This window comes from Salinivibrio proteolyticus, assembly GCF_027286365.1.
GTDB classification, from domain to species: Bacteria; Pseudomonadota; Gammaproteobacteria; order Enterobacterales; family Vibrionaceae; genus Salinivibrio; species Salinivibrio proteolyticus.
The window spans coordinates 706909-719712 of the sequence record NZ_CP114584.1; the positions used below are offsets into that span (position 1 = coordinate 706909).

The 12804-nt window shown below is 50.3% G+C and carries 13 protein-coding genes; all 13 read left to right on the forward strand.

Translation table 11 applies throughout. From position 1 onward, the window contains the following. The first annotated feature begins 52 nt into the window (after positions 1–52). The 13 genes from pyrH to rnhB all read left to right on the forward strand — a co-directional run bounded on the left by pyrH (position 53) and on the right by rnhB (position 12785). On the forward strand, positions 53–781 hold the full coding sequence (gene pyrH / locus N7E60_RS03445) for a UMP kinase (protein ID WP_069588604.1): 729 nt from the start codon (positions 53–55) through the stop codon (positions 779–781). A 53-nt stretch (positions 782–834) separates the two neighbouring features. Further along, positions 835–1392 (forward strand): ribosome recycling factor, encoded by a 558-nt coding sequence (gene frr, locus N7E60_RS03450; RefSeq protein ID WP_069588606.1) that lies wholly within the window; start codon positions 835–837, stop codon positions 1390–1392. Between the two features lie 75 nt (positions 1393–1467). Next, complete coding sequence (locus N7E60_RS03455) at positions 1468–2238, forward strand: isoprenyl transferase (RefSeq protein ID WP_069588608.1); 771 nt, start codon at positions 1468–1470, stop codon at positions 2236–2238. A 15-nt stretch (positions 2239–2253) separates the two neighbouring features. Further along, positions 2254–3105 (forward strand): phosphatidate cytidylyltransferase, encoded by an 852-nt coding sequence (locus N7E60_RS03460; protein ID WP_269598149.1) that lies wholly within the window; start codon positions 2254–2256, stop codon positions 3103–3105. Between the two features lie 18 nt (positions 3106–3123). Continuing rightward, positions 3124–4320: a 1-deoxy-D-xylulose-5-phosphate reductoisomerase gene (gene ispC / locus N7E60_RS03465; RefSeq protein ID WP_269598150.1), complete on the forward strand. Its 1197-nt coding sequence runs from the start codon at positions 3124–3126 to the stop codon at positions 4318–4320. Then, positions 4317–5672 carry a sigma E protease regulator RseP gene (rseP, locus tag N7E60_RS03470; protein WP_269598151.1) on the forward strand — a complete coding sequence of 452 codons (1356 nt, stop codon included), beginning with the start codon at positions 4317–4319 and terminating at the stop codon, positions 5670–5672. The genes ispC and rseP overlap by 4 nt, the downstream gene beginning before the upstream one ends. A 32-nt stretch (positions 5673–5704) precedes the next feature. After that, on the forward strand, positions 5705–8137 hold the full coding sequence (bamA, locus tag N7E60_RS03475) for an outer membrane protein assembly factor BamA (protein ID WP_269598152.1): 2433 nt from the start codon (positions 5705–5707) through the stop codon (positions 8135–8137). Positions 8138–8157: 20 nt separating this feature from the next. Beyond that, positions 8158–8667 (forward strand): OmpH family outer membrane protein, encoded by a 510-nt coding sequence (locus tag N7E60_RS03480; protein ID WP_269598153.1) that lies wholly within the window; start codon positions 8158–8160, stop codon positions 8665–8667. Positions 8668–8685: 18 nt separating this feature from the next. Beyond that, entirely contained in the window at positions 8686–9711 is a 1026-nt protein-coding gene (lpxD, locus tag N7E60_RS03485) for a UDP-3-O-(3-hydroxymyristoyl)glucosamine N-acyltransferase (protein ID WP_269598154.1), read from the forward strand. An 84-nt stretch (positions 9712–9795) separates the two neighbouring features. After that, positions 9796–10248 (forward strand): 3-hydroxyacyl-ACP dehydratase FabZ, encoded by a 453-nt coding sequence (fabZ, locus tag N7E60_RS03490; protein ID WP_069588651.1) that lies wholly within the window; start codon positions 9796–9798, stop codon positions 10246–10248. 2 nt (positions 10249–10250) lie between these two features. After that, positions 10251–11039 carry an acyl-ACP--UDP-N-acetylglucosamine O-acyltransferase gene (gene lpxA, locus N7E60_RS03495; protein WP_269598155.1) on the forward strand — a complete coding sequence of 263 codons (789 nt, stop codon included), beginning with the start codon at positions 10251–10253 and terminating at the stop codon, positions 11037–11039. Further along, positions 11039–12196, forward strand: coding sequence for a lipid-A-disaccharide synthase (gene lpxB / locus N7E60_RS03500; RefSeq protein ID WP_269598156.1), 1158 nt, complete (start codon positions 11039–11041; stop codon positions 12194–12196). The genes lpxA and lpxB overlap by 1 nt, the downstream gene beginning before the upstream one ends. Further along, positions 12186–12785: a ribonuclease HII gene (gene rnhB / locus N7E60_RS03505; RefSeq protein ID WP_077455961.1), complete on the forward strand. Its 600-nt coding sequence runs from the start codon at positions 12186–12188 to the stop codon at positions 12783–12785. Before lpxB ends, rnhB begins: the two co-directional genes overlap by 11 nt. The last annotated feature ends 19 nt before the right edge of the window (positions 12786–12804 follow it).

A 12804-nucleotide genomic window follows, 5' to 3' on the forward strand; every position in this document is an offset into this window, starting at 1 on the left:
GGCCTTTCCATAACCTTCTTCCCTAACTTAGTGCCTAATATAAGGTAGTGACATGACTACAAATCCTAAGCCTGCATATCAACGCATTTTACTTAAACTCAGTGGTGAAGCCCTGCAGGGCAACGATGGATTCGGTATCGATCCAACTGTGCTAGACCGTATGGCACAAGAAATTAAAGAATTGGTCGAGTTAGGTGTTCAGGTTGGATTAGTCATCGGCGGCGGTAATTTATTCCGTGGCGCTGGTCTTGCCGAAGCGGGAATGAACCGTGTTGTGGGCGATCACATGGGTATGCTGGCCACCGTGATGAACGGTTTGGCAATGCGTGATGCACTTCATCGTGCCTATGTGAACGCACGAGTGATGTCCGCCATTCCACTTAATGGTGTGTGTGACAGCTATAACTGGGCTGAAGCGATTAGCCAGCTTCGTAATGGCCGTGTGGTGATTTTCTCTGCCGGAACGGGCAACCCTTTCTTTACCACGGATTCAGCGGCGTGCCTACGCGGCATTGAAATTGAATCTGACGTGGTGATCAAAGCAACGAAAGTTGACGGCGTATACAGTGATGACCCAACCAAAAACCCAGATGCTGAGCTTTATTCAACCTTGAGTTACCAAGATGTACTCGAAAAAGAGTTGAAAGTAATGGATTTGGCCGCATTTACGTTAGCACGCGATCACCAAATGCCGATCCGTGTGTTTAATATGAATAAGCCGGGCGCCTTACGCCGTGTCGTGATGGGTGAAACAGAAGGCACTCTGATTACTAACAGCTAAGCCGATTTAGTGGCATAATCGGACAGTAAAATTCAATCGCAAGGATACCTCCAGTGATTAACGATATTAAAGCAGACGCCAAAGCGCGTATGGATAAAAGTGTAGAAGCGCTTAAACACAATCTTTCAAAACTTCGCACCGGTCGTGCCCACCCAAGCTTGTTGGAAGGCATTACGGTTGAATACTACGGTGCACCAACACCGTTGAAGCAACTCGCCTCTATCGTTGCTGAAGATGCACGAACCTTGGCGATTACTGTTTTTGACAAGCAAGTGGCACAAGCGGTTGAAAAAGCGATCATGACTGCAGATTTGGGCCTTAACCCAGCATCAGCAGGTACCGTGATTCGTGTGCCGCTTCCTCCATTGACGGAAGAGCGTCGTAAAGAGATGGTCAAGTTGGTGCGCGCAGAAGGCGAACAAGGCCGCGTTGCGGTACGTAATATCCGCCGTGACGCTAATAGTGACCTAAAAGCACTGTTGAAAGACAAAGAAATCTCTGAAGATGACGAGCGCCGTGCACAAGATGAAATTCAAAAGCTGACGGATGCTGCGGTGAAGAATGTTGATGCGCTTCTTGATGCAAAAGAAAAAGAGTTGATGGAAGTCTAAATCTCATTAGACTTTACCACCAATGTCAAAGCGCTGTGCGTGCAGTACAGCGCTTTTTATTTGCCAAGGAGAAACATGAGTTCCCAGTCTCTTGATGCGCAGCTCGAGTCTGCCGCCCTACCGCAGCACATTGCCGTTATCATGGATGGAAACGGACGTTGGGCAAAGGCGCGAGGCAAAGCCCGTGTATTTGGGCATAAAGCCGGTGTTAAAGCAGTGCGTAAAACGGTGAAGGCGGCGTCGGAGCTTGGGGTAAAAGCCCTAACCTTGTTTGCGTTCAGCAGTGAAAACTGGCGTCGGCCAGAAGATGAAGTCAGTGTGCTGATGGAGTTGTTCATCAGTGTGCTTTCTCGCGAAGTCAAACGCTTGAACAAAAATGGTGTCCAACTTCGCGTTATCGGTGATACCTCTCGATTTAACCCATCGCTACAACAAAAAATTGCCGAAGCTGAAGCTTTGACCGCAAATAACGATCAACTCGTGCTCAATATTGCGGCTAACTATGGTGGGCAATGGGATATTACTCAAGCGGCACGTCGTGTCGCAGAGCAAGTCGCGACTGGTCAATTACAGGTCAGCGATATCACAGAGCAAGATATTGCTCGTCAATTGATGCTATCTGACTTACCCGATGTGGATTTAATGATCCGCACCAGTGGCGAATGTCGCATTAGTAACTTCATCTTGTGGCAAGCCGCCTATGCCGAGTTGTATTTTACAGAACAATATTGGCCCGATTTCAACGAGCAAAGCCTGTTCGATGCGGTCGCTTGGTATGTCAATCGTGAACGACGCTTTGGCTGTACCGGCGAGCAAATCAAAGCCATGCTAACAACCGATAAGTAACCACGAGGAATCAGTTTGCTCAAACAACGTGTTTTAACCGCGGCCTTGTTAGTCCCTTTGGTGGTCGCCGCTGTCTTTTATTTGCCTTTTCCCGCGTTTGTTGCGGTGATTGCTGCCGTCACGCTGCTCGGTCATTGGGAGTGGACACAGTTTGTGTCCAACTCTTCAAGATGGCTTACCTTTATCGTTCCGGCGGCGGCAGTGGCGCTATCCATTTATAGTCTCCCTTTTAGTGCCTATGCGCTGAGCCATTTAGCAGTGGCCCCCTTTTCGGTAGCAGCAGCGGGCGCGGCATGGTGGTTGTTTGCCACCGGGTTGGTCTTAGCCTTTCCTAAATCCGGAGCGCTTTGGACGCACAGTCGCTTATTGCGCCAACTATTCGGTCTTTTGACCTTATTGCCCTTTATGTGGAGCGTGTTGATTTTACGCGCCGCAGACTATCAATTTTCCACCTATTACGGTGCGAAACTGGTACTTCTGGTGTTTGTGTTGGTGTGGTGTGCCGACAGCGGTGCCTACTTTGCCGGTAAAGCCTTCGGTAAGCATAAAATGGCACCGGCGGTGAGCCCCAATAAAACCCTAGAAGGTTTGCTTGGTGGGCTCGTGGCCGCCGTTGTCGTGACATGGGCCGGTGCGCAGCTTCTCGATATTCATTTTGCGAGTGTGGGCGCGCTGCTTTGTATCGCTGTGGTTACAGCGTTAGCGTCGGTGCTGGGCGATTTGGCTGAGAGTATGTTTAAGCGTGTCTCTGGCGTGAAAGACAGTGGGAATTTATTACCCGGCCACGGCGGTATTTTGGATAGAATTGATAGTTTGACCGCTGCATTTCCCGTTTTTACCGTGCTGTATTTCGCGTTTGCGAATTAAGTAAAACGAGCGTATCACATGCAAAAAATCACTGTATTAGGTGCCACTGGCTCGATCGGAACCAGTACGCTTTCTGTGGTTGAGGCAAATCCTCAACAGTTCGAAGTGACCGCACTGGCGGCCAATACCAATGTGGAAAAGATGACCCGCCTGTGTTTGCATTGGCGGCCGCGTTTTGCAGCCATGGCCGATGAGAACGCTGCATTGGAATTGGCACAAGCGCTTAAGGCGAAAGGGGTTAACACAGAAGTGTTGGCCGGTGAGCAAGGTTTATGCACACTCGCATCTTTGCCTGAAGTTGATATGGTGATGGCTGCGGTGGTGGGGGCGGCAGGCTTGATGCCGACCATGGCTGCGGTGAAAGCGGGTAAGCGCGTTTTGCTTGCCAATAAAGAGGCCTTGGTGATGTCAGGGCAATTCTTTATCGATGCAGTTTATCAATATGGCGCAGAGCTGTTACCTATCGATAGTGAGCACAATGCAATTTTTCAGTGCTTACCGCAGGTTGTACAAGCTAACCCCGGCCGCTGCGATCTGAGTGCCGCGGGCGTGAGCAAAATCTTGCTCACAGGCTCAGGGGGGCCTTTCCGTTATCGTGAACCTGAGACCTTGCATACCGTGAGCGTAGCGGAAGCGGTTGCTCACCCCAATTGGTCGATGGGACCCAAAATTTCCGTTGACTCTGCCACCATGATGAATAAAGGCTTGGAGTATATTGAAGCACGCTGGTTATTTAATGCGCGTGCCGACCAGCTCGAGGTTGTGATTCATCCTCAGTCGGTCATCCACTCTATGGTGCAAATGAGCGATGGATCGGTGCTCGCCCAATTAGGCACCCCTGATATGTGCACGCCTATCGCCCACGCGATGGCGTATCCATCACGTGTGACGACGTCGGTTGCACCGCTTGATTTTACCCAAATTGGCGAATTTACCTTTATGGCACCGGATGCCCGCCGCTATCCTTGCTTGTCTTTGGCGATTGAGGCATGCCAGCACGGGCAAGCGGCGACAACGACACTCAATGCCGCCAATGAACAAGCGGTGGATGCCTTCTTAAAAGGCCAGATAGGCTTTATGGACATCGCACGGATTAATGAGGCGGTGTTATCACAAAGCACACTTCGCTCGCCATCAAGCTTGGATTGCCTGCTGGAGCTGGATAGAATGGCGCGAATTACGGCTAAGGAGCACATTGCTAAGGTTGCAAAATGAGTGCATTTCTATGGAACGCAGCGTCATTTATTGTCGCTCTCGGTGTGTTGGTGGCCATTCATGAGTATGGACACTTTTGGGTCGCGCGCCGCTGTGGCGTAAAAGTCGAACGCTTCTCGATTGGTTTTGGGCGCGCACTATGGCGCTGGCGGGGTAAAGACGACACCGAATATGTCATTGCCGCCATTCCGTTAGGTGGTTATGTCAAAATGCTTGACGAGCGTATTGAGGCGGTCGCTGAGCATGACAAACCACGTGCATTTAATAATCAACCGCTGTGGCAACGCAGTGCTATTGTCGCCGCAGGGCCTATTGCCAATTTTCTTTTTGCAGTGGTCGCCTATTGGTTGATTTTCATGATGGGGATCCCTGCGGTCAAACCCGTTATTGGTCAAATAACCCCCAACTCCATCGCTGCAGAGGCCGGAATTGAACCGGGTATGGAACTTACCCACATTTCGGGCGTCGAAACCGCAGATTGGCAGGCTGTTAATTTCTCACTCATCAACCATATCGGTGATGAGCAGATGACCATAACAGCAAAGCCAGAAGTGGCATCCAGTTATAGCCGGGACTACAGATTGGATTTAACCGCGTGGCAGTTTAATCCAGAAACTGAGTCTCCGCTGACAACCTTAGGGATCACCCCTTACCGTCCTGCAATCACACTCGATGTGGCTCAGGTGGTGGAGGGCAGTGCCGCTGCGAAGGCTGGCATTGCTTCAGGTGATACCTTAGTGGCGGTTGATGGCAATAGATTACAAGCGTGGTCTGAATTGGTTGAGGCGGTACAAGTAAGCCCGAATCAACCGCTGCAGGTGACGGTGACGCGCGCCGGGCGTGAGCAGGTGTTGAGCCTGACACCGGATGCGCGTGAAAGTAATGGCAAGGTCACCGGCTACGCAGGTATTGCGCCGCAAATGGAACCTTGGCCGGAGGCTTACCGTTTTACGCAGCAGTATGGGCCGCTTGCGGCGATCCCTGAGGCAGTCAGTAAAACCGGACAGGTTATCAGCCTCACCGTCAATATGGTGAAAAAGCTGATTGTTGGGGATGTGGGCGTCAATAACCTGAGCGGACCGATTTCTATTGCCAAAGGCGCAGGGATGACAGCCGAGATCGGATTGATCTCATTTTTAGGGTTTATGGCGCTGATCAGCGTTAACCTCGGCATTATCAATTTGCTACCCCTACCGGTCTTAGACGGCGGGCATTTATTGTTCTTTGGTATTGAAGCGGTCACGCGCCGTCCTGTACCAGAGCGTGTACAAGACTTTGGGTATCGTATCGGCGCTGCCGTGTTGATGATGGTAATGGCAGTGGCATTGTTTAACGACTTCGCCCGACTTTAAACGGTTAGTATTCAAGGATAAGTCAGAAGCACATGGCGATGAAAAAACTATTAATAGCGTCTCTTTTAGTCAGTAGCAGTGTGGCGCACGCGGATACATTCCAAGTCAGCGATATCCGTTTTGAGGGCCTACAGCGAGTCAGTTTAGGGGCAGCATTGCTCTCTATGCCGGTGCGTGTTGGAGACAAGGTGGATGATAGCGATGTCGCGGATGTCATCAATGCTCTGTTTGCGTCGGGTAACTTTGAGGATGTGCGGGTTTATCGTGATGATGATGCACTCTTAGTGAAAGTGATCGAGCGCCCAACCATTGCCAGCATTTCGTTTTCAGGCAACAAAGCCATCAAAGAAGAGCAACTGAAAGAAAACCTGACCGCATCAGGGTTGCGTGTAGGTGAGGCGTTAGACCGCACCAAGCTCAGCAAGATTGAAAAAGGCTTAGAAGATTTCTACTACAGCGTGGGAAAATACAGTGCATCGGTGAAAGCCGTGGTCACACCCTTACCACGTAACCGTGCGGATCTGAAATTTGTTTTCACCGAAGGTGTTTCTGCAAAAATCGAGCAGATTAACTTTGTGGGCAACCAAGTCTTCAGTGATGAAGAGCTGCGCGATAATTTCGACTTGCGTGTTGATGTTCCTTGGTGGAACTTCTTGGCTAACGAGAAATACCAAAAGCAAGTGCTGGCGGGTGACTTGGAAAAGCTACGCAGCTACTACTTAAATCGCGGCTATTTGAAGTTTCGCGTTGAGTCGACCCAAGTGGCGATTTCTCCGGATAAAAAAGGTGTATATATCACCTTAAATGTTAACGAAGGCAAGCCCTATCAAGTGGCGGATCTAAGCTTCCGTGGCGATCCTGAGAATGAGGAGATCTACCGCTCGCTAGTGAACTTTACCCGAGGTGATACCTATAACGGGGACAAGGTCACAGCGTTGGAAGAGGCGATTAAACGCCACCTCGGTGAAACCGGTTTTGCCTACCCGAAAGTGAGTACCTTGCCGACATTTGATGATGAGAATCAGCAAGTGTCGCTGACGGTCAACGTTGAGCCGGGCAAACGTATTTATGTCCGAAACATTCGCTTTACCGGTAATACCACCACCAAGGATGAAGTGCTGCGCCGTGAGATGCGTCAACTTGAAGGCACTTGGCTTAATGCTAAAGCCGTGAGTCGTGGTAAAGAGCGTCTCAACCGAACCGGTTTTTTCCAAAGTGCTGAAGTAGACACTAAGCGGGTTCCTGGCACCGACGATCAGGTCGATGTGAATTATAAGGTTAAAGAAGCCAACTCGGGCAGCATCAACTTTGGGATCGGCTATGGTACCGAATCAGGAGCGAGCTTACAGCTGGGCTTGCAGCAAGATAACTTTGCCGGCACCGGTAATCGCTTTGGTATTAATGCCATGGTTAACGATTACCGCAAGAACCTGACGCTTGAGTATCGTGACCCCTATTTTACTCTCGATGGTGTTAGCCTCGGGGGCAAGGTGTTCTATAACGAGTTTGAGGCGCGAGACGCGAACATCGTCGAATACACCAACCAAAGCTATGGGTCGAAATTGACGTGGGGCTTTTGGACCGATGAACTGAACTCAATTGATTTTGGGTTGGGCTATACCCACAACAAAATCGAAAATCTAGGTAAGTATTACCAGATCGATGAGTTTATGAAGCGCCATGAAGATCACAAGAACCATAATGATGGCCTAGAAGTGGATGACTTTGACTTATCCGTTTCATGGACGCGTAATAATCTCAACCGTGGTTATTTCCCTACGGCAGGTAACTATCAGCGAGCTTCTTACCGAATGACAGTGCCGGGCTCTGACGTCCAGTATTTTAAAATGCAATATGATATCCGCCAGTATGTGCCGTTAACTCAAGAGCATGAGTTCACGCTGTTGATGCGTGGTCGCCTTGGTTACGGCAATGGCTATGGCCAGATCAATGGCCAAGATCATATGTTGCCGTTTTATGAAAACTATTACGCAGGTGGCTTCTCGACCTTGCGTGGCTTCCGCTCAAATACAGTGGGCCCCAAAGCCGTATATGGGGAAGGTGGCTCTAAGCAACCAGGCAAAAAAGACATTGAGAAAAATGAAGGGAGCTACGGCTCGAGTGACTCTGTGGGCGGGAACGCGATTGCGCAAGGCAGCTTAGAGCTGATTGTGCCTACACCGTTTGCCTCTGACGAAGCGCGTCAGCAAATTCGTACCAGTGTCTTTGTGGACGCCGCCTCAGTGTGGGACACCGAATATGACGTCGCTGCTGCAGAGAAATACAGTGGTATTAGCAATATCAAAGATTACTCGGATCCATCCAATATCAGTGCCTCTTACGGGGTAGCCCTACAGTGGATGTCACCGATGGCACCTTTGGTGTTTTCAATTGCAAAACCTATTACAAGCCAGCCTGGCGATGATGAAGAGTTCTTTTCCTTCACTATCGGGCGCACATTCTGATCATCAGAAAGGAGACTATTGTGAAATCATTTTTGAAAGCAGCGGGACTTAGTGTCGCAATTCTGACCACGTCCATGTACGCATCAGCGGCTGATGCTGCACAGAAAGTGGGCTACGTATCGACTGGGGCGGTGATGTCTCAGCTGGCTCAAAAAAACAACCTTAACGAAAAGCTGCGTGCTGAATTCAAAGACCGTGTAGCGGAAATTGAGCGCATGAAAGAAAAGCTCTCAGAAGGGGTTGAAAAGCTGAAACGTAACGGCGAGCTGATGAGCGAAGATGAGCGCATCAAACTGCAGCGTGATCTCCAATCGATGGAGTCGGACTACAAATTAAAAGTAAAAGCGTTACAGGAAGATCAACGCAAGCGTGGTGGCCAAGAAGAGTCTAAACTGGTCAAAAAGCTAAAAACCGCCATCGATCAAGTGGCTGAGCAAGAAGGTTACGACATTGTATTGGATGCCAATGCCATCTTGTACGCTAACCCAGGCGACGATCTCTCTGAAAAAGTCATTAATGCAGTAAAATAACAAACAATCGAGGAGCCCATGGTTTCGATTACTCTCGCTGAATTAGCGGAAAAACTGGACGCTCAGCTCCACGGAGACGGTGCTGTAACAATAACCTCGCTAGCAGGGATGAATTCAGCGAGAGAAGGGCAAATCACCTTCTTATCGAGCCCGAAATACCGCAAACACTTGGCGCAGTGTCGCGCCAGTGCGGTGATGCTAAAAGAAGCGGACGTGTCATACTGCCAAGGCAATGCCTTGGTGGTTTCTGACCCTTATGTGGCTTATGCCAAAGTGGCCCAAATTTTAGATACCACACCTGCCTGTGCCACTGACATTGCGCCGACGGCGGTCGTTGCCGAAGATGCCATTCTGGGTGAAGGCGTGGCGATTGGTCCTAACGCGGTGGTCGAGTCCGGAACCTTAATTGGTGATGGCGTGCAGATTGGTGCGGGCTGTTTTGTCGGTAAAGGCGCCAAACTGGGTGCACGAACCAAACTTTGGGCCAATGTCACCATTTACCATGATGTGGTTTTGGGTGAGGACTGCTTGGTACAGGCGGGAACCGTAATCGGCGCGGATGGCTTTGGCTACGCGAATGAAAAAGGTAAGTGGATTAAGATCCCGCAGCTAGGTCGTGTTGTGATTGGTGATCGGGTCGAAATTGGTGCGTGTACGACCATTGACCGTGGTGCATTGGACGATACCTGCATTGCTGATGGCGTGATTATCGACAACCAGTGTCAGATTGCGCATAATGTATCGATCGGCGAAAACACGGCAGTGGCTGGTGCAACTGTGATGGCAGGCAGCCTAAAAGTAGGTAAGCACTGCATCATCGGCGGCGCCAGTGTGTTTAATGGCCATATGGAAATCACAGACAACGTTACCATCACAGGTATGGCGATGGTAATGCGACCGATTACTGAGCCGGGCATGTACTCGTCCGGCATTCCGTTACAGCCCAACCGCGAGTGGCGGAAAACAGCCGCGCGTGTGCTCAAGATTGACGAGATGCACAAGCGGCTAAAAGAGCTCGAAAAACAGCTCGATAACCAAGCTTAACGCAACAGATTGCAGGCCCGCCTCAAAAACGCGGGCCGTTTTGCGTTAAAGAAGTCAGTATTGGATTTAAACGGGAATACTACCTTGACTCGCGAAAACAAAGTGTTACACATCAACGAAATCAAAGAGCTGCTACCACATCGCTATCCGTTTTTGTTGATCGATCGCGTTACCGATTATGAAGAAGGCCAATACCTTCACGCGATAAAAAACATTACCGTGAATGAGCCTCAATTTACCGGCCACTTTCCTCAGTTGCCTGTGTTTCCTGGCGTATTGATCCTTGAATCAATGGCGCAAGCCACTGGCTTGCTGGCATTTAAGACATTCGGGAAGCCAAAAGACAACGAGCTATACTATTTTGCAAGCGTTGATAACGCGAAATTCCGCCGTCCTGTCACACCGGGAGACCAACTGGTCCTCGAGGTGGAGTTTATTAAAGAGCGCCGAGGAATTGCTGCCTTTACCGGAGTAGCGAAAGTAGACGGAGACGTTGTCTGCTCGGCGGAACTGAAGTGCGCAAGAAGAGAGATCTAATTGTGATCCACGAAACTGCCTATATCCACCCGACCGCCGTTGTAGAAGACGGGGTGACATTGGGAGAAAACGTTAAGATTGGCGCATTTTCTTTTATCGGAGAAGGTGTCGAGATTGGTGCGGGTACCGAAGTCATGACGCATGTCGTGATTAAAGGTCCTACGCGTATCGGCCAAGATAACCGCATCTATCAATTCGCATCGATCGGTGAAGCGTGCCAAGACCTGAAATATGCGGGTGAGCCCACGACGCTAGAAATTGGCGATCGCAACACCATTCGTGAAAGTGTCACCATGCACCGTGGTACGGTACAAGACAAAGGTGAGACTAAAGTTGGCAATGATAACCTATTCATGATCAACGCCCACGTGGCACACGATTGTGTGATCGGAAATCACTGTATTTTTGCCAACAATGCGACCCTAGCCGGTCATGTACACATCGACGATTACGTCATTGTGGGCGGCATGTCTGCGATCCACCAATTCTGTGTGGTGGGTAGCCATGCGATGTTGGGGGGCGGTTCTATTGTGGTCCAAGATGTCCCCCCCTATGTGATGGCTCAGGGGAACCACTGCGCGCCTTTCGGCATTAACGTGGAAGGATTGAAGCGTCGCGGATTCGAGAAAGCATCGATTCGTGCGATTCGTGCGGTTTACAAGAACATGTATCGTTCCGGTAAAACCCTTGAAGAGGTCAAACAGGCGTTGGCTAGCCAGGTCGAGGACGATCCTGCCTTGGCCCTGTTTGTTGATTTCTTTGAACGTTCAACACGAGGCATCATTCGTTAATGTTGCCCAGCGAACGTCCATTACGAGTGGGAATTGTCGCCGGAGAAATCTCCGGCGATGTTTTAGGTGAAGGCCTTATCAAGGCAATTAAGGCCCAATACGGCAATGTAGAATTTGTCGGTATTGGTGGGCCGCGCATGATTGCGCAAGGCTGCCAGAGCCTATTTGATATGGAAGAGCTTGCTGTAATGGGGCTGGTTGAAGTGCTCGGCCGTTTGCCCCGTTTGCTGAAGGTTAAAGCGAGCCTCGTCAAACACTTCACTACCCATCCCCCCGATGTGTTTATCGGTATTGATGCACCTGATTTCAACTTACGTCTCGAAGCATTGTTAAAACAGGCCGGCATTAAAACGGTTCACTATGTCAGTCCCTCGGTCTGGGCATGGCGTCAAAAGCGTATTTTTAAAATTGCGGCCGCGACCGATCTTGTCTTGGCGTTTTTGCCCTTCGAAAAAGCGTTTTACGATAAGTTCAACGTCCCTTGCGCGTTTGTCGGCCACACCATGGCTGATAGCATTCCCATGCAAGTCGATCAGCGCGAGGCACAACAAGCGTTGGGGCTGGATACCAACAAACGTTGGTTAGCCGTCTTGCCGGGAAGTCGTGGGAGTGAGATGGCAATGTTGGCGCCGCCATTTTTGCAAACCTGCCAGCGTCTGTCACAGCAGTATCCTGATCTCGGCTTTGTGGTCGCCTTGGTGAATGACGCACGCCGCGCACAATTCGAGCAAGCGTGGCAAACCCATGCGCCGGAATTGTCATTTACCTTGGTGAATGATACGGCAAGGCAAGTGATCAGTGCTTCTGATGCGGTGTTGCTGGCCTCTGGTACCGTTGCTCTTGAGTGTATGTTGCTGAAGCGCCCCATGGTTGTAGGCTATAAAGTGAAGCCTTTGACTGCGTGGCTAGCACGGCGTTTGCTCAAAACGCGCTATGTGTCTTTGCCCAATATCCTCGCCGATGCCCCTTTGGTGCCCGAGTTATTGCAAGAAGAGTGCGAGCCTGAGGCGCTGGCAGCAGCTGTTTCACGGATGTTGGATGGCGATAACCAAGCCTTGCTTGAGACTTTTACACAGCTGCATCAAACCATTCGTAAAGATGCGGATGCCTCTGCAGCCTCCGCAGTATTAGAGTTAGTAAAAAATCATGACAGATGAGGCATTTGTATACCCTGACGCACGCTTGATTGCTGGCGTGGATGAAGTTGGGCGAGGTCCTTTGGTGGGCGCGGTTGTCACGGCGGCTGTTATCCTCGATCCGAATCAACCGATTGAAGGGCTCACCGATTCAAAAAAGCTGAGTGAGAAAAAACGTCTCGCGTTGTACGATGAAATCAAAGCCAAAGCCTTGGCGTGGTCGTTAGGGCGCGCAGAGCCCGAAGAAATTGATCGCTTAAATATTCTTCAGGCCACCATGGTCGCGATGCAACGTGCCATTGCAGGCCTTGCCGTTACTCCCGATTACGCATTGATTGATGGTAATCGTGTTCCCTCGCTCCCGATGCCGGCGCAAGCGGTGGTGAAAGGCGACTTACGCGTCGCCGAGATCAGTGCGGCGTCGATCTTGGCGAAAGTAGACCGTGATAGAGAAATGGCTGAGTTGGACATCGCCTATCCGGCCTATGGATTTGCCCAGCATAAAGGCTATCCTACCAAGGCGCATATGGCCGCATTGAGTGAGCATGGCGCTTTACCAATGCACAGAAAAAGCTTTAAACCGGTTAAACGCGCCCTTGGTTTAGCGTAAGTGACGGCGCTTTATCATT

Bases quoted from the DNA above. Each gene is read 5' to 3' on its own strand.
- pyrH (WP_069588604.1), top strand. From the start codon at position 53: ATGACTACAAATCCTAAGCCTGCATATCAACGCATTTTACTTAAACTC.
- N7E60_RS03455 (WP_069588608.1), top strand. From the start codon at position 1,468: ATGAGTTCCCAGTCTCTTGATGCGCAGCTCGAGTCTGCCGCCCTACCG.
- ispC (WP_269598150.1), top strand. From the start codon at position 3,124: ATGCAAAAAATCACTGTATTAGGTGCCACTGGCTCGATCGGAACCAGT.
- rseP (WP_269598151.1), top strand. From the start codon at position 4,317: ATGAGTGCATTTCTATGGAACGCAGCGTCATTTATTGTCGCTCTCGGT.
- bamA (WP_269598152.1), top strand. From the start codon at position 5,705: ATGGCGATGAAAAAACTATTAATAGCGTCTCTTTTAGTCAGTAGCAGT.
- lpxD (WP_269598154.1), top strand. From the start codon at position 8,686: ATGGTTTCGATTACTCTCGCTGAATTAGCGGAAAAACTGGACGCTCAG.
- lpxB (WP_269598156.1), top strand. From the start codon at position 11,039: ATGTTGCCCAGCGAACGTCCATTACGAGTGGGAATTGTCGCCGGAGAA.
- rnhB (WP_077455961.1), top strand. From the start codon at position 12,186: ATGACAGATGAGGCATTTGTATACCCTGACGCACGCTTGATTGCTGGC.